This is a genomic window from Aeromonas sp. R6-2 (genome assembly GCF_040908155.1).
In the GTDB taxonomy this organism is placed as follows: domain Bacteria; phylum Pseudomonadota; class Gammaproteobacteria; order Enterobacterales; family Aeromonadaceae; genus Aeromonas; species Aeromonas schubertii.
Genome location: NZ_JBFODE010000065.1, coordinates 37,906 through 57,215, shown reverse-complemented (window position 1 = coordinate 57,215; position 19,310 = coordinate 37,906). Strand labels below are relative to the sequence as shown.

The 19,310-nt window shown below is 61.3% G+C and carries 16 protein-coding genes; 9 read left to right on the top strand and 7 right to left on the bottom strand.

Translation table 11 applies throughout. The annotated features are described in order from the left end of the window. Positions 1 to 14: 14 nt before the first annotated feature. The gene (mglC, locus tag AB5Y48_RS17680; RefSeq protein WP_050666417.1) at positions 15 to 1,025 is read left to right on the top strand and encodes a galactose/methyl galactoside ABC transporter permease MglC; all 1,011 of its coding nucleotides are present in this window, start codon (positions 15 to 17) and stop codon (positions 1,023 to 1,025) included. Between the two features lie 58 nt (positions 1,026 to 1,083). On the opposite strand, the gene tdh is transcribed toward mglC, so the two are convergent. From tdh to AB5Y48_RS17665, 3 genes are all read right to left on the bottom strand, one after another. Then, a complete protein-coding gene (gene tdh / locus AB5Y48_RS17675; RefSeq protein WP_005353963.1) occupies positions 1,084 to 2,109 on the bottom strand; it encodes an L-threonine 3-dehydrogenase in 1,026 nt (341 codons plus the stop codon). A 52-nt stretch (positions 2,110 to 2,161) separates the two neighbouring features. Continuing rightward, positions 2,162 to 3,352: a glycine C-acetyltransferase gene (locus AB5Y48_RS17670; protein WP_224160417.1), complete on the bottom strand. Its 1,191-nt coding sequence runs from the start codon at positions 3,350 to 3,352 to the stop codon at positions 2,162 to 2,164. A gap of 112 nt (positions 3,353 to 3,464) precedes the next feature. After that, positions 3,465 to 4,100: a TetR/AcrR family transcriptional regulator gene (locus AB5Y48_RS17665; RefSeq protein WP_050666419.1), complete on the bottom strand. Its 636-nt coding sequence runs from the start codon at positions 4,098 to 4,100 to the stop codon at positions 3,465 to 3,467. A 135-nt stretch (positions 4,101 to 4,235) separates the two neighbouring features. Here AB5Y48_RS17665 and rfaD point away from each other — a divergent pair, with 135 nt between their 5' ends. The 6 genes from rfaD (at position 4,236) to AB5Y48_RS17635 (ending at position 11,179) form a co-directional block, all read left to right on the top strand. Then, complete coding sequence (gene rfaD, locus AB5Y48_RS17660) at positions 4,236 to 5,189, top strand: ADP-glyceromanno-heptose 6-epimerase (RefSeq protein WP_050666420.1); 954 nt, start codon at positions 4,236 to 4,238, stop codon at positions 5,187 to 5,189. Between the two features lie 108 nt (positions 5,190 to 5,297). Next, entirely contained in the window at positions 5,298 to 7,061 is a 1,764-nt protein-coding gene (locus AB5Y48_RS17655) for a polysaccharide deacetylase family protein (RefSeq protein ID WP_368165313.1), read from the top strand. Next, positions 7,062 to 8,276 (top strand): O-antigen ligase family protein, encoded by a 1,215-nt coding sequence (locus tag AB5Y48_RS17650; protein ID WP_368165311.1) that lies wholly within the window; start codon positions 7,062 to 7,064, stop codon positions 8,274 to 8,276. Then, positions 8,273 to 8,938: a glycosyltransferase family 25 protein gene (locus AB5Y48_RS17645; RefSeq protein WP_050666422.1), complete on the top strand. Its 666-nt coding sequence runs from the start codon at positions 8,273 to 8,275 to the stop codon at positions 8,936 to 8,938. The genes AB5Y48_RS17650 and AB5Y48_RS17645 overlap by 4 nt, the downstream gene beginning before the upstream one ends. Before the next feature lie 74 nt (positions 8,939 to 9,012). After that, positions 9,013 to 10,041, top strand: a complete 1,029-nt coding sequence (locus AB5Y48_RS17640) for a glycosyltransferase family 9 protein (protein ID WP_368165309.1) — start codon at positions 9,013 to 9,015, stop codon at positions 10,039 to 10,041. 55 nt (positions 10,042 to 10,096) lie between these two features. Then, positions 10,097 to 11,179, top strand: a complete 1,083-nt coding sequence (locus AB5Y48_RS17635) for a glycosyltransferase family 9 protein (protein WP_050666424.1) — start codon at positions 10,097 to 10,099, stop codon at positions 11,177 to 11,179. On the opposite strand, the gene AB5Y48_RS17630 is transcribed toward AB5Y48_RS17635, so the two are convergent. Further along, positions 11,145 to 12,209 (bottom strand): glycosyltransferase family 9 protein, encoded by a 1,065-nt coding sequence (locus AB5Y48_RS17630; protein ID WP_050666425.1) that lies wholly within the window; start codon positions 12,207 to 12,209, stop codon positions 11,145 to 11,147. The two genes, AB5Y48_RS17635 and AB5Y48_RS17630, sit on opposite strands and share 35 nt — an antisense overlap. A gap of 158 nt (positions 12,210 to 12,367) precedes the next feature. On the opposite strand from AB5Y48_RS17630, the gene tcdA reads away from it, so the two are divergent. After that, entirely contained in the window at positions 12,368 to 13,183 is an 816-nt protein-coding gene (gene tcdA, locus AB5Y48_RS17625) for a tRNA cyclic N6-threonylcarbamoyladenosine(37) synthase TcdA (protein ID WP_368165306.1), read from the top strand. Positions 13,184 to 13,231: 48 nt separating this feature from the next. On the opposite strand, the gene AB5Y48_RS17620 is transcribed toward tcdA, so the two are convergent. Both AB5Y48_RS17620 and AB5Y48_RS17615 read right to left on the bottom strand, forming a co-directional pair. Continuing rightward, positions 13,232 to 13,657 (bottom strand): SufE family protein, encoded by a 426-nt coding sequence (locus tag AB5Y48_RS17620; RefSeq protein WP_368165304.1) that lies wholly within the window; start codon positions 13,655 to 13,657, stop codon positions 13,232 to 13,234. Beyond that, positions 13,657 to 14,871, bottom strand: coding sequence for an aminotransferase class V-fold PLP-dependent enzyme (locus AB5Y48_RS17615; protein WP_368165302.1), 1,215 nt, complete (start codon positions 14,869 to 14,871; stop codon positions 13,657 to 13,659). Before AB5Y48_RS17615 ends, AB5Y48_RS17620 begins: the two co-directional genes overlap by 1 nt. A 128-nt stretch (positions 14,872 to 14,999) precedes the next feature. On the opposite strand from AB5Y48_RS17615, the gene rep reads away from it, so the two are divergent. Further along, entirely contained in the window at positions 15,000 to 17,012 is a 2,013-nt protein-coding gene (gene rep / locus AB5Y48_RS17610; protein ID WP_050666429.1) for a DNA helicase Rep, read from the top strand. On the opposite strand, the gene AB5Y48_RS17605 is transcribed toward rep, so the two are convergent. Next, positions 17,009 to 19,285 carry a putative bifunctional diguanylate cyclase/phosphodiesterase gene (locus tag AB5Y48_RS17605; protein ID WP_368165300.1) on the bottom strand — a complete coding sequence of 759 codons (2,277 nt, stop codon included), beginning with the start codon at positions 19,283 to 19,285 and terminating at the stop codon, positions 17,009 to 17,011. The two genes, rep and AB5Y48_RS17605, sit on opposite strands and share 4 nt — an antisense overlap. Positions 19,286 to 19,310: the final 25 nt, after the last annotated feature.

Below are 19,310 nucleotides of genomic sequence, written 5' to 3'. Positions count from 1 at the left end.
AGGGGAAGATCCGTATGGAGTGGGTCAAGAATTTCAACCTGATGCGCATGCTCAAAGAGGGCGGTATCTACGCCGTGCTGCTCATCCTGCTGGTGGTGATCGTGGTGCAGGAGCCCTCGTTTTTGAGCCTCACCAACCTTAGCAACATCCTCACCCAATCTTCGGTGCGCATCATCATAGCGCTCGGGGTGGCGGGCCTTATCATCACCCAGGGGACCGACCTGTCGGCCGGTCGTCAGGTGGGATTGGCAGCCGTGGTGGCGGCGACCCTGCTGCAGTCGCTGACCAACGTCAACAAGGTGTTTCCTGAGCTCGGCGCCGTGCCGATCCCCGTGGTGATCCTGATCGTCTGTGCCATCGGTGCCCTGATTGGTCTCATCAATGGCCTGGTGGTGGCCTACCTGAACGTGACGCCCTTCATCACCACCCTGGGCACCATGATCATCGTCTACGGGGTCAACTCCCTCTACTACGACTACGTGGGGGCCTCGCCCATCGCCGGCTTCGATCCCCGTTTCTCGAGCTTTGCCCAGGGGTTCATACGGCTGGGCGGTTTCAAGCTCTCCTACATCACCTTCTACGCCATCATCGCCATCGGTCTGGTGTGGGTGCTGTGGAACAAGACCCGCTTTGGCAAGAACATCTATGCCATCGGCGGCAACCCGGAAGCGGCCAGGGTCTCCGGGGTGAATGTCCCCCTCAACCTGGTTGCTATCTACGCCCTGGCGGGGGCCTTCTACGGCTTCGCCGGCATGCTGGAGGCGGGTCGCATCGGCAGCGCCACCAACAATCTGGGCTTTATGTATGAGCTCGATGCCATTGCGGCGTGCGTGGTGGGCGGGGTGTCGTTTGCCGGCGGGGTCGGCACGGTCGCCGGGGTGGTGACCGGGGTGATCATCTTCACCCTCATCAACTACGGCCTCACCTATATCGGCGTCAGCCCGTACTGGCAGTTCATCATCAAGGGGGCCATCATCATTCTGGCGGTGGCACTGGACTCCATGAAATACGCCAAGAAGAAGTGAGTCACCCTAACGGGAAGGGGAGCCAGCGGCTCCCCTTCGTCATGTTGGCGTCGGAGCATCAATCCCAGCTCAGCACCACCTTGCCCGACTGGCCCGAGCCCATGGCGTCGAAGCCCTGCTGGAACTCGTCGATGGGGAAGCGATGGGTGATGATGGGGGTGAGATCCAGCCCGGACTGGATCAGACTCGCCATCTTGTACCAGGTCTCGAACATCTCGCGGCCGTAGATCCCCTTGATGAACAAGCCCTTGAAGATCACCTTGTTCCAGTCGATGGCCATGGTGGAGGGAGGGATGCCGAGCATGGCGATCTTGCCGCCGTGGTTCATCTTGTCGAGCATCTCCTGGAAGGCGGACGGCACGCCGGACATCTCCAGCCCCACGTCGAAACCCTCGGTCATGCCGAGCTCGTTCATCACATCGGCCAGCTTCTCCTTGGCCACGTTGACGGCGCGGGTGGCGCCCATCTTGCGGGCCAGCTCGAGGCGGTACTCGTTGACGTCGGTGATCACCACGTGGCGGGCGCCGACGTGGCGGCAGACGGCGGCGGCCATGATGCCGATGGGGCCGGCGCCTGTGATGAGCACATCCTCACCGACCAGATCGAAGGAGAGGGCGGTGTGCACGGCGTTGCCGAACGGATCGAAGATGGAGGCCAGCTCGTCGGAGATATTATCCGGCAGCTTGAAGGCGTTGAAGGCGGGGATCACCAGGTACTCGGCGAAGCTGCCCTGGCGGTTGACACCCACCCCTATGGTGTTGCGGCACAGGTGGGTGCGCCCGGCGCGGCAGTTGCGGCAGTGACCGCAGGTGATGTGCCCTTCACCGGAGACCCGATCGCCGATGGCGAAGCCGCGCACCTCCTGGCCGATGGCGACCACTTCGCCCACATACTCGTGGCCGACCACCATGGGGACGGGAATGGTCTTCTGGGACCACTCGTCCCAGTTGTAGATGTGCATATCGGTGCCGCAGATGGCGGTCTTGCGGATCTTGATGAGCAGGTCATTGTGGCCGAGCTCCGGCATGGGGACATCGGTCATCCAGATGCCCTTGGCGGGGTGCAGCTTGGAGAGTGCTTTCATGGTTGTTCCTTCACGATGAATGCCAAAAAGGGGGCCCTCGGCCCCCTTGGAATCAGATGATGCCGAGCTCGCGGCCGATGCGAATGAAGGCATCGATGGCGCGGTCCAGCTGCTCGCGGGTGTGGGCCGCCGACATCTGGGTGCGGATACGGGCCTGGCCCTTGGGCACGACCGGGAAGGAGAAGCCCACCACATAGATGCCCTCGGCCAGCATGCGGCTCGCCATCTCGGCGGCCAGCTTGGCATCCCCCAGCATCACCGGGATGATGGCGTGGTCAGCCCCGGCCAGGGTGAAGCCGGCGGCGCTCATGCGTTCGCGGAAATAGCGGCTGTTCTCCTGCAGGTGGGCACGCAGCTCCTGGCCATCGGCCAGCATGTCGATCACCTTGATGGTGGCGGCGACGATGGCCGGTGCCAGGGAGTTGGAGAAGAGGTAGGGGCGGGAGCGCTGGCGCAGCCAGTCGATCACTTCCTTCTTGCCCGAGGTGTAGCCACCGGAGGCACCGCCCATGGCCTTGCCCAGGGTACCGGTGATGATGTCGACCCGATCCATGACGCCACAGTATTCGTGGGTGCCTCGGCCGTTTTCGCCGATGAAGCCGACGGCATGGGAGTCATCGACCATCACCAGGGCGTCATACTTGTCGGCCAGATCGCAGATGGCGTTCAGATCGGCGATGACGCCGTCCATGGAGAAGACGCCATCGGTGGCGATCAGCTTGAAGCGGGCACCGTCAGCGGTGGCCTGCTTGAGCTGTTGCTCGAGGTCGGCCATGTCGTTGTTGCCATAGCGATAGCGCCTGGCCTTGCACAGACGCACGCCGTCAATGATGGAGGCGTGGTTCAGGGCATCGGAGATGATGGCGTCTTCGGCGCCCAGAAGGGTCTCGAACAGACCGCCGTTGGCATCGAAGCAGGAGGAGTAGAGGATGGTGTCCTCGGTGCCGAGGAAGCTGGAGAGCTTCTGCTCCAGCACCTTGTGCTGATCCTGGGTGCCACAGATGAAGCGCACCGAGGCCATGCCAAAACCGTGGCTGTCGAGGCCCTCCTTGGCGGCAGTGATCAACTCGGGATGGTTGGCCAGGCCCAGATAGTTGTTGGCGCAGAAGTTGAGCACTTCCTGCCCGCCGACCATGATGCCTGCCTGCTGGGCGGAGGTGATGAGGCGCTCCTGCTTGTAGAGGCCGTCAGCCTTGACCTGCTCCAGCTCGGCGCTCAGGTGGCGATAAAATGCGTTGGACATGAGTGATTCCTCGTGGTCGTGGGGGGCTTGCCCAAAGTGGCAACATATTACTCTGTCTCTCCGGCCACGGGATTCAACTCTTTTTATCTCATTTAAACAATTGTGAAACAGATCACCCGGCCAACTCCCGGTAGTGCTGCTCCAGACCGGCGATCTGCGGCCTGACCTCGTCTCGCAGGTAGGGGCGCAAGATGAAGAGCACCTTGAGCACCCCCTTGTAGAGCAGGGGCTTGGTGATGCGGGTGCCGGGGGCCTGGGCTATCTGATAGGCGATCCAGAAGGTCACCACCATCTTGATGGTCTGGCCGAGATCCGGCATGTCCTCTTCGCTCACCAGCAGCAGGCCGCCGTCGCGCAGGCTGCGCAGCAGGCCGAGGACCGAGCTGGCCAGCTGCTCCTGGGCCCTGAGGTACTTCTGTTGCAGCAGCTCGTCGCGGCTCAGGATGTCGGGGAGATTGGCGTAGAAGAAGCGAAATTGCCACATCAGGTAAAAGATGGCGTCGAGATAGCCCATCAGATGCTCGATGCGGATCTCCCTCTCCTGCACCGGGGCGAAACTCTCTGCCAGATGGCGGGTGTAGTGGTCGAAGATGCTGTGGATGATGTCTTCCTTGTTGCGGAAGTGGTAGTAGAGATTGCCGGGGCTGATCCCCAGATGGGCCGCAATGTGGTTGGTGGTGACGTTACGCTCACCCTGCTCGTTGAACAGCTCGGTGGCACCATGGATGATCCTGTCTCTGGTCTTCATCGTCTCTCTCCCCTGCTCAGGATTCGTCTATGGCTTCTGGGCATGATAAACTTTTCGGCAATTTTCAAATCGCCCACTATACACAGCTTCACAACTGTGTCACACGGTGGGCCTTCGCACTAGAGGGTAAGCCCCATGATCGTAGTCACTGGCGGTGCCGGCTTTATCGGCAGCAACCTGGTCAAGCAGCTCAATGCCCAAGGGCGCACCGATGTGGTGGTGATCGATGATCTCACCGACGGTACCAAGTTCGTCAACATCAGCGATCTCACCATCGCCGACTATATGGACAAGGACGAGTTTCAGGCCCGCATCGTCTCCGGCGACGAGTTCGAGGAGTGGGACGGTATCGAGGTGATCTTCCACGAAGGCGCCTGCTCGGCCACCACAGAGTGGAACGGCAAGTTCATCATGGAGGTCAACTACGAGTACTCCAAGGATCTGTTCCACTACTGTATCGAACGTGAGATCCCCTTCATCTATGCCTCCTCTGCCGCTACCTATGGTGGTCGCAACGACAACTTTATCGAGGATCCCAAGTTCGAGCAGCCCCTCAACGTCTATGGCTACTCCAAGCAGCTGTTCGATCAGTATGTGCGCCGCTGGATGCCCCAGATCAACTCCCAGGTGGTAGGGCTCAAGTATTTCAACGTCTATGGCCCGCGCGAGCAGCACAAGGGCTCCATGGCCTCGGTGGCGTTCCACCTCAATACCCAGGTGAAGCAGGGGCAGAATCCCAAGTTGTTCGAAGGATGTGATGGTTTCCCGAACGGTGGCCAGATGCGTGATTTCATCTATATCGATGACGTCTGCAAGGTGAACCTCTGGTTCTGGCAGAACCCGCAGCACTCCGGCATCTTCAACTGCGGTACCGGCCGTGCCGAGCCGTTCCAGAACGTGGCCGAGGCGGTGATCAAGTACCACGGCCAGGGCGAGGTGGAGTACATCCCCTTCCCGGACCACCTCAAGGGACGCTACCAAAGCTTCACCCAGGCGGATCTCACCCGCTTGCGTGGCGTGGGCTATGACGGCGAGTTCAAGACCGTTGCCGAAGGGGTGGCGGACTACATGGCCTGGCTCAACCGCTGAGTCAGTCGCCAGATGAGATGAAGTGAGCCGGAAGCGGGGAGACCTGCTTCCGGTTTCTGCGCTCTGTTGTGGTGCCTTCTTTGTCTATTTCTACCGGATAAGTGCGCGATGAATATATTGATGGCTCTCTCCCAGCTCGAGGTGACGGGCGCCGAGGTCTATGCCACCACTGTGGGTAACGAGCTGACCCGGCGTGGTCACAACGTCTTCTATGTCTCGGATACCCTGACCAAACCGACCCTGGGCCCCGTCTTCAAGCTGAGATTCAACAAGCGCAGCATTCTGCGCCGCTTCTGGCACGTTTTCTACCTCATCTATCTCATCAAGAAGCACAAGATCCAGCTGGTTCATGCTCACTCCCGCGCCTCAGGCTGGAGCAGTTTCGTCGCCTGCAAACTGACCGGGACACCCATGATCACCACAGTCCATGGTCGCCAGCCGGTACATGCGTCCCGCAAGGCCTTTCATGCGCTGGGTTACCGTGCCGTGGCTGTGTGTGAAGATATCGCGCAGCAGATCATCGACAACCTGGGGGTCGACCCCGCCATGGTGCAGGTGATTCGCAACGGCATAGAGACAGACCGCTTCATCCCGTGCCCGGCGGCCGATAATCCCAGACCTGTGGTGGCCATTGTCGGCCGACTGACGGGCCCCAAGGGCGATCTCTGTTACCGTCTGCTCGACGAGGTGCTCGATCTGGAGGCGTGCGACGTGCGCGTGGTGACCGGCTCTCGGGTGAGTGAACGTTTCCAGCGTTTTATCGGTCGCGCTCAGTTTGTTGGCTATGTGGAGGATGTACCGGGTCTGTTGGCGGCATGTGATCTGGTTATCGGTGCCGGTCGTGTCGCGATGGAGTCCCTACTCTGCGGTCGGCCGACTCTGGCCATCGGCGAGGCCAGAGCCATCGGCCTGGTGACCGAGGATAATCTGGACCAGGCACTGGCCAGTAACTTCGGCGATATTGGCCCGAAGGATCTCGACATCGACTTCGTTGCCCTCAAAGAAGATGTGACCCTGGCCCTTTCGAGCCGAGCGGTGAGCGAGACACTGCGTGCCCGGGTGCTGGCCGAGTATGAGCTGGGTGGTGTGGTCGATCGGCTGGAGAGTGTCTATCAGGATGCCGTGGTAGAGACATTACGCCGGGAGATGCCCGTCATCATGTATCACCGCTTTATCGATCACGAGAGCGAGAAAGGGGTGCACGGCACCTGGATTCCTGCCGCCATGTTTGAGAAGCATCTGAAGCTTTTGAAACGACTCGGGTACGAGACCCTCACCTTTCGCGATCTGGCCGAAAAGGGATTTATCCACCGGCTGGAGTACGGCAAGAAGTACCTGATGATCACTGTGGATGATGGCTATCTGGATAACCTCACCCGTATGTTGCCCCTGCTGGAAAAATATGGTTACAAAGCCGTGGTGTATGTGGTGACCGGAGAAGACCATAATCGTTGGGATGTGGAACATCCGACCAACCCTGACACCCGAGTCCCCCTGATGAACAGCGATCAGCTCAAGGCGCTGGTGGCGAGCGGTCATGTGGAGATTGGCGGGCATACCCTGACCCATCCTCGATTGAGTCAGCTGTCGTCAGACCAGCAGGCCCATGAGATTGGGGAGAACAAGCGTCAGCTGGAGGCTCTGCTGGGTCATCCGCTGCTGTCGTTTGCCTACCCTTACGGCGATCTGAACGAGGGTGCAAAAGCCCAGACTATCGCTGCCGGCTACCGCTATGTTGTCGCCACCAACAGCGGTCCCAAGGTCATGCATCGGGACCCTTACCAGATCCGCCGGATCGCCATCTTCCCCCGTACCGACGTGTTTGGGTTGTGGCGCAAGATCCGCGGTAACTATGTCTTCAGGAAATCGTGATTGATGCTCAGCAGAAGCCTCGTTTTGCTTGATAAGGTGACGACAGCCCTGTTCGGACTGACCATCATCTTTGCCTTTTGCGGCCTGTTTCTGGTGCCAGCCGGCCAGAGCATGCAATCCAACCTGCTGGCGGTGACCGGGATCTTCGGTCTGTTGAACTACTTTGTTGGCAAGCAGCGGGATGTGGGGCTCAGTGATCGCCGCATTCTCTGGGGCCTGCTGGTGTACGCCGTCATGATCTTCGTGAATCGGTTGATCCATGGCGATCAGTACGGGGTGATGCGAGGGCTGTTCTATGTCGCTGTCTTCGCGCTGATGATGCCGCGCAAACCCGTGCTGCTGATGCTGGGGTATCTGGCCATCGTGCTGGGTGGCGTCGGGCTCGGGATCCTCAGCTTCTGGCAGTACCATCACGGCATTGTCAGGGTGGAAGGGTTTACCAATGCCATTCTCTTCTCGCAGGCGGCACTTGCCCTAGCGATTCTCAACTGGTTTGTCTTTCAGCAGGGGCAACTGACCGCCTGGCTGAGAGGGGGGGCTCTGGTTGGCCTGTTCGCTGCCCTGTTTGCGCTATATCTCTCCCAGAGTCGGGGGGTCTGGCTCGCCTTCGGGATCATTCTCGCCTATGTCATCAGCTACAAGGCCTACTTCAAACCCTGGAAATACATTGCTGTCGCCGTGCTCTGCATGGCCACGACAGGTGCCATCTATCAGGCCAATCAATTGGTACAGGAGCGGGTTTCCGAAGCAGTGTCGGACCTTCAATCGGCAGAAAATGGCTCTTTTGATTCCTCCTGGGGCCTGCGGGTGATTGCCTGGCAGAGTGCCTGGCTGGGCTTTCTGGATTCGCCGGTCGTCGGGGTGGGTACCGATGGTTTTGATGCGCTGAAACATACTCAGGTCAACAATCATCAGATTTCTCAACTAATTTTGCATCCGTCGCTGGCCCATTCCCATAACCAGTACATGCAGAACCTGGTGATCCGGGGCGGCATCGGCTTTGTCGCGCTGCTGGTTTTTCTGGGATGGCCTCTCTATCTTGCCGCGACCAACATCAGCAAGATTTCCGCCGGGGTGTTGGTGCCGCTGGCGTTTTCAGTGAATGCATTGAGCGACGTGCCGTTTGAGCATCAAGGGGTGCTCTATCTGTACACACTCAGCCTGGTTTTCATCTGGTTTGCCCATGAGTTGAAAGAGGATACCCGTACGCCATGATTCCAGTTTTTGTCATCAGTTTGGCTCGTAGCGTTGAGCGACGGGCGATGGTTGTCCAGCAGATGGCGCATCTGGGCATAGATTTCGAGTTTGTAGACGCAACAGACGGGAAGGCGTTGAGCAGTGCCGAACTGGCCAAGGTGGATTTTGAACTGGCCAAGGAGGTGTGCGGCCATGCGCTGAGCTTTGGCGAGATAGGTTGTGCCATGAGCCATATCCGGCTTTATGAGCGCATCGTCGCCGAGGGCATTGAGCGCTGCGTGGTGCTGGAGGATGACATCTACCTGCATATGCACAGCAAGGCCATCATCGAGGCCATAGTGCACTCCTGCAAATCGGAAATCGTCTTCCTACACCATGGCAAAGCCAAACGCTGGCCGTTCCTGTCATCCCTGCCGGGTGGTTATCGACTCGCCAGATACCTGACCCCCAGCCGCACCTCCAAACGAGGCGTGCTCTCTACCGCAGGGTATGTATTGAGCCTGAGCGGGGCCAAGAAGCTGTTGCAGTGCGCCTATCCACTGCGGATGCCTTCCGACTATCTGACCGGCCGGTTGCAACTCAACGGCCTGACCGCATCCGGGGTGGAACCCAGCTGTCTGGATGTGGATCTGTTCACCACCACCATAGATGACAGGGCCTACGGCCACTATCTGAAATAGGGCGGAGCGTGCCGACGGCGGATCGGCACCCTGCGGGCCTTGCCAAAGCTGCGGCCACACATGCTGGATGACCCATGAACCTCAAAAAGTTGCTTACCCATTCCATTGCCAGATGGCTGATTGGCAGAGAGCCTGACGCCGCCCCATGCCCTGCCGGGACGCAGGTGACGAGGGTGCTGGTGGTCGGTTATGACGCCATTGGCGATTTCATTCTCACCCTGCCCGCCATTGCCCGGCTCAGGGAGATGTACCCCGCCGCGCGCCTCGAGCTGGTGTGCAGCCGGCGCAACCAGCTGCTGGCGGCGTCGGTCGTCGGGATCGACGAATGTCACGTGATCACCCTCAACGACACCCTGTTGCCGGTGAGCATGTGGTGCAAGCTGCGTGAACTCAGGCAGCGGCGATATGACCTGGTGATCAATCTGTTTGACGAGCCTGATGATATCGCCATGGCCAAGTTGCTGTTGCTGGCCAACGGGCGCTTGCAGTCGTTGCCCCTGCGCTTCAAGAGCGAAGGGCAGCAGAAGTTGCTGCCGCTGTTCAACAAGAAGGCCACCATAGTGTCGTCGCGTCCCAGCCGGGATCACTTCGTCTATCGCATGCTCAGCGTGACCGGTGAGCAGACCGGGGTGCCGGTCATCATACCGTCCCCCTGCAATGAGCAGCTGGATACCAGTGCGTATGGCCGTTATCTGCTGGTCAACCTGACGGGTAGCCAGGTCGGCAACTCGATGACGGAGGCGCAGATCAACGGGATTCTGGCGCAGTTGCCTGCCTATGAGGGGCTCTCCTACCTGGTCTTCTCCAGGCAGCCAGTGGCCTGTTCGCGGCAAGACATGAGAGCTCTGTTTCCCGACACAATTCTCGATGCCGCCAAGATTATCAAGGATGCGCGAGGGGTCATCTCGACCGATACCTCCATCATCCATATCTCCTCTTCCTTCGGGGTGCCCACCCTGGTGTTGATGAACAACGAGCGCTGGCGCGATGCCTTCATTCCGCTGGCGGGCCGCAACATAGTGCTGAGGTCGACCACGGATCAGCTGGCGGCCCTGTCGCCGGCCGAGATCAGCCGTCAGGTCGATGCCCTGATGGCGCTCTAGCCGCATCAGGCTGGTATCATCGTTCTCCCAATTCAACGGCTCTTCTGGTGGGTTCATGTCATTAATCAACGATCTGCAACTCCAGCGTGACATTCTTCGCCGCAAGCTGGGGCAGCTGCTGTTCGATCGCAAGCGGCCGGCTCCGCTGCACGAGCGCAAGGGGAAGATAGTGTTGCTGCGCTGGGATGCCAAACTGGGCGATGCCATCGTCTCGTCCTGGGTGGCCCGTGAGATCAAGCGCGCCAGCCCGGAGCGGGAGGTGTGGATCGTCACGACTGCGGCCATGGCGCCTCTGTTTCGCGATCATTTCGGCATGGACAAGGTGATAGAGGTGCCCAAACGGCCGGGCTATGGCCAGCTCAAGCGGCTGGCCCATTCGCTGGGGGAGGTGGAGTGCCTGGTACATTTTGGCAAAATGCTGAAAATGAAGGATATCTTCTTCATCAGTCAGGTCAGGGCGGATTGGGTCGCCGGCATGGACGATGCCCTGCAGGCGGTCAACCTCAAGCTGGGCAAGGCCTCTAGCGGCATGCACTTCTCCGACAAGTTTGCCCTGCTGCTGCAGCGGCTCGGCGTGAGCAATCCGGATCAGCAGTACATAGTCCCGACCATGAGCCCGCCCGATGCGCTGGCCAGCTGGTGGCCGGCCGAGCCGGTCCTCTGTTTCAACCCGTACGGCAGTGGCAGCTCCCGCCGCCTGCGGCCCGAGCTTATCAGCCAGATGATTGAGCAGATGCTGGCGGCTGGCTCTTGCGCCATCTGCCTGCTCTATCCGCCGGGCATGGAAGAGGAGGTGGCCGGGATCCGGGCCGGCTTGAGCCGACCGGAGCGCTTGCTGCTGTCACCGGATGCGCCCTCGCTGGCCGGGCTGTTTGCCCAGTTGCGCCAGTGTCAGGGGCTGATCTCGGTGGACACGGCGACGGTGCACATCGCCGCCGGGCTGCACAAGCCCATTCTTGGCCTCTACAACCCGGACATAGGGGGTGGCAACGAGAACTTCCTCGAGTGGCACCCCAACTCCCCGTCAGCCACAGTGCTGTTCTCGACCAATACCCGGGAGCAGGATATCAACTCCCTCGATCTGGTCGAGTTCGAGCAGGCTTTCAGGCGGTGGGTGCCTGCCAGTCGGGTAGGGTGAGCAGGCGAGCCTTCACCAGCTCGGGCGTAATGGCGCGAAACAGAGCCTCGTCGAAGAAGTCCTTCTCCTGGGTCGGCAACTGGTAGTCTGCTCCCTTGGCATCGAACACATCGATGGCCTGAAAGCGGGGGTGGTTGACCGGGTTGGCGATGATCTTGTCCCCCCCTGGTGCCACTATGGTGAGCAGCGGCAGGTTGAGGGCCTGCGCCATATGGCGTGGGCCGGTGTCATTGCCGACAAACAGGCGGCAGTGAGCAAACAGCCCCACCAGTTCCCGTACCGATCGGGTCTGAACATGGTCAAACACGCTGGCCTGCAACGCCTCTGGCAGCAGCGGCTTCAGCCCCCGGTTGTACTCCTCTTCCCCCGGTCCGCAATAGACCAGGATCTGGGCATTGTGCTCCTCGATCAGCCACTGGGCGACCCTGGCGAAGCAGTCGATGGGCCAGCGCTTGTAGTGCCCGAGCGAGTTGACGCCCATGGCGATCAGCGGGCGGCTCGGGTCGACGCCGGCGGCCAGCAGGGCATCCCTTCCTTGTTGTTTCTCTTCTTCACTCAGCCAGAGGTAGTAGTTGCGATCCTCGCGGGCCAGCTTGAGCGGCTTGAGCAGCGAGAAGCGGTCGTCCACCAGGGTGCTGTTGCCCTGGAATTCGGTGTCCTTGCGAAAACGGACGATACGGTTGTGGCCGAGCCGCCAGGGGAAGGAGTCAAACCCGATGCGAACGGGGGCACCGGAGAAGAGGCAGGTGAGCAGGCCGATCATCTGGCCCTGGCTGTTGACCACCACGTCATAGTGCTCGCGGCGAATGGCCAGCAGCAGACCCTTCATATAGCGCCACTCGTTGCGGCGCGCCTTCTCTATGATGATGAGTCGGTCGATATGCGGATTGCCCTCGGCCATGCCGGCGCAGTAGTCCATGACCAGGTAGTGAACCTCGCCGCTTGGGTCATTCTGCTTGAGGTTGTTACACAAGGCGGTGGAGACCAGCACGTCGCCGATCTGCTTGGTCTGGACTACCAGGTACTTCATGGTGTTGGGGGCTTCCGTGTTCGCTAAATAACAGGTCAGACAGCATAACCGAATCCGGGTTCCCTCGCTGCACACGAACCGCAAATCTCGACCTCTTTCACTCTTTTGACCCGCCGGCGGATGAGTATAATGGGCGCCCCCAATCCAAGGTGGTGAAAATGAACGCAGAGTATCAGCAACGCTTCGGCGGGATCGCCCGTCTCTACGGCCAGCCGGCCCTGGCCTCCTTCGCCCGTGCTCACGTCTGCGTGGTCGGCATTGGCGGGGTGGGCTCCTGGGCGGCCGAGGCACTGGCGCGTTCCGGCATCGGTCAGATCACCCTGATCGACATGGATGACATCTGCATCACCAACAGCAATCGCCAGATCCACGCCCTGCAGGGGAACGTGGGCCGCCTCAAGACCGAGGCCATGGCCGAGCGCATCCGCCTCATCAACCCGGATTGTCAGGTGACCGAGGTGGATGACTTCGTCACCGCCGACAACCTGGCCGAGCATATCCACGGCGGGTTTGATTACGTCATCGACGCCATCGACTCGGTCAAGGCCAAGGTGGCGCTGATCGCGTTCTGCAAGCGGTGCAAGATCCCCATCATCGTCGCCGGGGGGGCCGGTGGTCAGATGGACCCGACCCAGGTGCAGGTGGCGGATCTGGCCAAGACTATCCAGGATCCCCTGGCCGCCAAGGTGCGCAGCGACCTGCGCCGGCTGCACCACTTCAGCAAGAACCCGGCCCGCAAGTTCGGGGTGGAGTGTGTCTTCTCCACCGAGCAGCTCAGCTACCCGGACGGCAGTGGCGGCGTCTGTCACGCCAAGGCGGCGAGCGACGGCACCATGAAGATGGATTGCGCCTCCGGCTTTGGTGCCGTGACACCGGTGACCGCCACCTTTGGCTTCGTGGCCGTCTCCCGGGTGCTCAAGAAGATCGCCGAGCGCGGCGCGCGCGCCGACCAACCAGCTCCCGCTGCTGAATAACCACGAGGACAGATACAGAGAGGGCAGCCGATGGCTGCCCTCTCTGTATTAGCCGATCCGCTCGCGGATGGCCTGAACGATGGCGCGCAGCCCGTTGCCGCGCGAGGGGGAGAGGTGTTTCTCCAGCCCCAACTCGGCGAGGTAGGCCTCCATGTCGAAGGCGCGGATCGCCGCGCCGCTCTGGTGGTTGAGGGCCGCCAGTACGATGACGATGAGGCCGCGCACGATGCGTGCGTCCGAGTCGCAGGCGAAGTGCCAGCGGCCGTCTTGCTCCTCGGCCAGCAGCCAGGCCAGGCTCTCGCAGCCGTGCAGGCGATGCTCCTCGGTCTGCCACTTTGCCGGCAGGGCGGGCAGCTGCTTGCCGAGCTGGATGATAAGGCGGTACTGGTTCTCCCAGCCTTGGGCAGCGGCAAAGGCGGCGCGGATGGCATCGGCGTCCGGCGTCTCGCCGATGGGGGTATAGGTCGCGAGCATCAGAAGAACTCCTCCAGCTTGTGGATGGCGCGGATCAGGGCGTCGACCTCTTCCCGGGTCGAGTAGCAGGCGAGCGATGCCCGCAGGGTGCCGCCGATCCCCAGGCTCTCCATCAGCGGCATGGCGCAGTGGTGGCCGACGCGCACCGCCACCCCCTGCAGGTCGAGCAGGGTGCCGGCGTCCTGGGGATGGACATCATCGAGCAGGAAGGAGACGGCACCGATCCGCTCCTTTGGCTCCCCCACCAGGCGCACGCCGGGGGTAGTCCGCAGCCGCTCGGCCAGGTAGGTGGTCAGCTCGTACTCGTGGGCGAGCAGAGCGTCCCTCTCCTGCTCTTGCAGGAAGTCGATGGCCGCTGCCAGACTGACGGCGCCGGCGATGTGCGGGGTGCCCGCCTCGAACTTGAACGGCGGCCGGTTGAAGCGGGTGCCGGCGAAGCTCACCCGCTCTATCATCTCGCCGCCCCCCTGCCAGGGGGGCATCTTCTCGAGCAGCTCGCGGCGCCCCCACAGGGCGCCGATACCGGTGGGGGCATACATCTTGTGGCCCGAGAAGGCGTAAAAATCACAGCTGAGCCGCTGCACGTCCACCGGCAGGTGGGCGACTGCCTGGGCCCCGTCGATCAGCACCAGAGCGCCGGCAGCCTTGGCCAACCGTGCCATCTCTGCCACCGGGTTGATGGTGCCGAGGGCGTTGGAGACCTGGCCGATGGCAACCAGCCTGGTGCGCGGGCCGAGCAGGGCCCGGTAGGCATCGAGGTCGATGTCAGCGTGGGGGTCGAGGGGGATGGGGACGACCCGGGCGCCGCTGCGCTGTGCCGCCAGCTGCCAGGGGACGATATTGGCGTGGTGCTCGAGGGTGCTAACCAGGATCTCGTCGCCGGGCTTAAGGCTCTGCCCCCAGCTTTGGGCCACCAGGTTGATCGCCTCTGTGGTGCCGCGGGTCCAGATCACCTCGCGGCTGTCGGGGGCGTTGATAAAGCGGGCCACCGTCTCGCGGGCCGCCTCGAAGGCCGCCGTCGCCCGGGTGCTGAGGGCGTGAGAGGCCCGGTGTACGTTGGCGTTGTCGTTCTGGTAAAACGCGCGCATGGCCTCCAGCACTGCCTCGGGCTTCTGGGTGGTGGCGGCGTTGTCCAGATAGACCAGGGGGTGGCCGTTGACCGACTGGTGCAGGGCCGGGAACTGGCGACGAAGCGTGGAAACGCAGAGACTCATGGCATGCTCGCAGGGACGAAAGGGGGCAACATGATCCTGAAAATAGCCGCAAAGCACAAGTTTGCAGCGGGAAAGCGCCCCTGCCTTTCTGCTACAATCTTGCCCCTCCTTGTGCAACGGAGTCCTTCATGAAGCTCAACCCCAATCAGAACGAAGCGGTCAAGTACGTATCCGGCCCCTGCCTGGTGTTGGCGGGAGCCGGCTCCGGCAAGACGCGCGTTATCACCAACAAGATCGCCTACCTGGTACAGCAGTGTGGCTACAACGCCCGCAACATCGCCGCGGTGACCTTCACCAACAAGGCGGCCCGCGAGATGAAAGAGCGGGTGGGCCAAACCCTGGGCCGCAAGGAGGCGCGCGGCCTGATGGTCTCGACCTTCCATACCCTGGGGCTCGAGATCATCCGGCGCGAGCACAAGACCCTCAACCTCAAGGCCAACTTCTCCCTGTTCGACGACACGGATCAGCTGGCCCTGCTCAAAGAGCTGACCGAGGCCGAACTCGATAACGACAAGGAGAAGCTCGCGGCCCTCATTACCCAGATCTCGAACTGGAAGAACGATCTGGTGTTGCCGGCACGCGCCCTGCGCATCGCCCGCGGCCCGGACGAGGTGTTGATGGCCCAGCTCTACGAGCGCTATCACCGCCAGATGGTGGCCTACAACGCGCTGGATTTTGACGACCTCATATTGATGCCGACCCTGCTGCTCAAGATGAACGACGAGGTGCGCACCCGCTGGCAGGCCAAGATCCGCTACCTGCTGGTGGACGAATATCAGGACACCAACACCAGCCAGTACGAGCTGGTCAAACAGATCGTCGGCGAGCGGGCCCGCTTCACCGTGGTGGGGGACGACGACCAGTCGATCTACTCCTGGCGAGGGGCCAAGCCCCAGAACCTGGTGCTGCTGGGGGAGGACTTCCCCCATCTTCGCCTCATCAAGCTGGAGCAGAACTACCGATCCAAGGGGCGCATCCTCAAGTGCGCCAACATACTGATCGCCAACAACCCCCACGTCTACGACAAGGCGCTCTTCTCCGAGCTCGACTACGGGGTGCCGGTGCGGGTGCTGTTTGCCAAGAACGAGGAGCACGAGGCGGAGCGGATCGCCGCCGAGCTGATGGGCCACAAGTTTATGAACCGCACCCGGTTCAAGGACTACGCCATCCTCTACCGGGGGAACCACCAGTCGCGCATCTTCGAGAAGGCGCTGATGACCAACCGCATCCCCTACAAGATCTCGGGGGGGACCTCGTTTTTCTCGCGCACCGAGATCAAGGACATCATGGCCTACCTCAAGCTGTTGGTGAATCCGGACGAGGACACGGCATTTCTGCGGGTGGTCAATCTGCCGCGCCGCGAGATCGGCCCCACTACCCTCGAAAAACTGGGCCAGTACGCCAACCAGCGCGGCAAGAGCCTGTTTGCCGCCAGCTTCGAGCTGGGGCTGGAGCAACACCTCTCGGGGCGCGGCCTGGTGGCCCTGCGCGCCTTCACCGAGTGGCTGGTGCGCCTCGGGGATAACGCCGTGCGCGGCAACCCGGTCGAGGCGGTGCGCGACATGATCAAGGAGATCCACTACGAGGAGTGGCTCTACGAGACCTCGCCCAGCCCCAAGGCGGCCGAGATGCGGATGCAGAACGTCTCGACCCTCTATCGCTGGATCACCGAGATGCTGGAAGGGGATGAGGTGGACGAGCCCATGACCCTGCCCCAGGTGGTTACTCGTCTCACCCTGCGCGACATGATGGAGCGCAATGAGGGGGAAGATGAGGTGGATCAGGTGCAGTTGATGACACTGCACGCCTCCAAGGGGTTGGAGTTCCCCTACGTCTTCATGGTCGGCATGGAGGAGGGGCTGCTGCCCCACCAGACCAGCATCGACGAGGACAATGTGGAGGAGGAACGGCGCCTGGCCTACGTGGGCATTACCCGGGCCCAGACCGAACTCACCTTCACCCTCTGCCGCGAGCGACGCCAGTTTGGCGAGACGGTGCGCCCGGAGCCGAGTCGCTTCCTGCTGGAGCTGCCGCAGGATGATATCCAGTGGGAGAATCAGAAGAAGGTGACCGCCGAGGAGCGGCAGATAAAGGGCCAGGTGGGGGTTGCCAACCTGCGTGCCTTGTTCAAGAAAGATTAGCGTTTAACCGGGATCGGTCGCCCCAGCAGGGGGGGAATATCGATGCCCTGCATGGGGGGGGCGATGAAGCGCCCCTGTCCCAGTTCACACCCCAGTTCGATCAGCTTCTGATACTCGGCCTGGTTCTCTATCCCTTCGACCACCAGATGGAACCCCAGATCCTGGCTGATATCGCGCATGGCACGGATCATCGCCAGATCCTTGGGCGATTGCAGCATACGGTGGGTGAAGCTGTCATCCACCTTGATGTAGTCCACCGGATAGTGGAACAGGGCGTTGAGGGAGGAGAAGCCGGTGCCGAAGTCATCCAGGCTGATCTGAATGCCCCTTGCCCGCAGTTCATGCAAGATGGTGAGGGTGTTGCCATCCTGCCGGGAAAGCTCCCGTTCGTTAAATTCGAACACCAGATAGCGAGGCGACAACCCGCTCTCCTGCACGATGGCCAGCAGCTGCTCGACCAGCTCGTGGTTGGCCAGATGCTTGCCCGACAGGTTGAGGGCCACCTTGAACTGGCTGGAGCCTATCTGGCCCAGCCAGTTGCTGAGTTGTTGGCAGGTATGACGCAGAATATGGCGATCCAGCTCGAGGATGAGACCGCATTGCTCGGCCAGGGGAATGAAGTCGAACGCATCCTTGAGCGCCCCCTCCGGGGTGAGCCAGCGAGCCATCACCTCCAGCCCTACCAGGCGGCTGTCCTTGAGGCGGATCAGAGGCTGAAAGTAGGGAATGATGCGCCGCTCGGCGAGCGCCTGCTTCAGCTCATACTCGGGTGACAGCCATGCTTGGCTGCTGCACTCCTCCGAGTAGACCACGATGCGATTGCGGCCGTTGCGTTTGGCCTGATACATGGCCAGATCCGCCTGATGCAGCAGCTGACTGATGTCGCTGGTCTGCTCCGTCACCATGGCGACACCGATGCTCATGCTGATTGGCAGTTCGTTGCCGAGGATATGGAAGGGAGTGGAGTGACGCTCTACCAGGCGGTTGAGCACCGGGTTGATATTGGCCTCGTCCATGCTGTTGTCGAGATAGATGACAAACTCGTCCCCCCCCAGTCGTGCCACCATGTCATTTTGACGAATGCAGGTACCCAGTCGCAGGGCAAACTCCTTCAATAGCAGGTCACCCACGTTGTGCCCCAGGCGATCGTTGACTGCCTTGAAGTGATCGATGTCGATAAAGATCAGGGTGAAGCCCGGACTCTTGTAGCGATGGAAGTGCTTCATGGACTGTTCCAGCCGGGTCATCAGGCAGGCCCGGTTGGGGAGGCGGGTGAGGGGATCGTGCAGGGCATCGAATTGCAGTTTCCGCTCCAGCTCCTGATGGCGTTTGAGCTGTTTTTGCAGCCTGAGATTCGCCTGACGCAGTTGGTGCAGGCGCTGGTTGAGGGTCTCTTCGCTGTTGTAGTCGACCAGCTGGTCACGGATCCGTTGCAGCTCCATCACCATAGTGAGCTGACCCTTGAGAAAGTCGACTAACAGCCGCTCGTCGGCACCGGGAGGCGCCCTGCTGCTGAGCATCAGGTGGGCGAAGTAGTTGCGTTGCAGTCGCAGTGGATGGCTACTCCAGAAGAGTCCCTGCCGCTCGGCTTCGACCGGATGGTTGCGATGACACAGAGCCATCAGCTCTGCATCCGGGTGTTCGCAACGCTCCGGATAGACGAGATCCACCCCTCTCTCCTCCAGATGTAGCAGAATGAAATCCTGTACGCCCAGGATGAAACGGGCGGCCGCATCGAGCTGGGCATAGAGCGCCTGGGGAGGCAGGGTGTTGGCCAGTCGCATGATGCGTGCCAGGCTCTCGACCTTCTGCTGCCAGTCCGGCTGGTGGTTGATGAAGGGGGAAGCCTCTTCACCCAAATGTGCGCCGGCCTGGGATTCGCTCAGGCGGTGGGCGAGGCACTCCAGCAGCAGATGCAGGGTGGGCTGTTCAGCCGGTTCGGTTTTTGCCAGCAGCCAGGTGATGGCGCCATTCTCGACCGGAAGCAGACACCAGCCCGCATCCTCCTTGAGGTGTAGCAAGGCCTCCATCATCCGCTCCGGGTCCGCCTTGACCTGTTCGCGCAGGGAGGGTGGAAGGCCAAATTCGTAAACCCACTTCAGCCCCGAACCACCATAGCCGAGCAGGGCAAACTGGCTCAGGGGGCAGTAGCCGGAGAGGTTGGCGCGCAGTTGGTCAAACTCGTTCGCCGTGGCTTGGGGCGGAAAGCTGAGAATAGAGGAGACCAGCGCCAGCAGTGGCGTGGTGTGGTGTGTGCCTTGGCTATCGATCATCAAGGGGGCCCTGGCCTGTAGACCC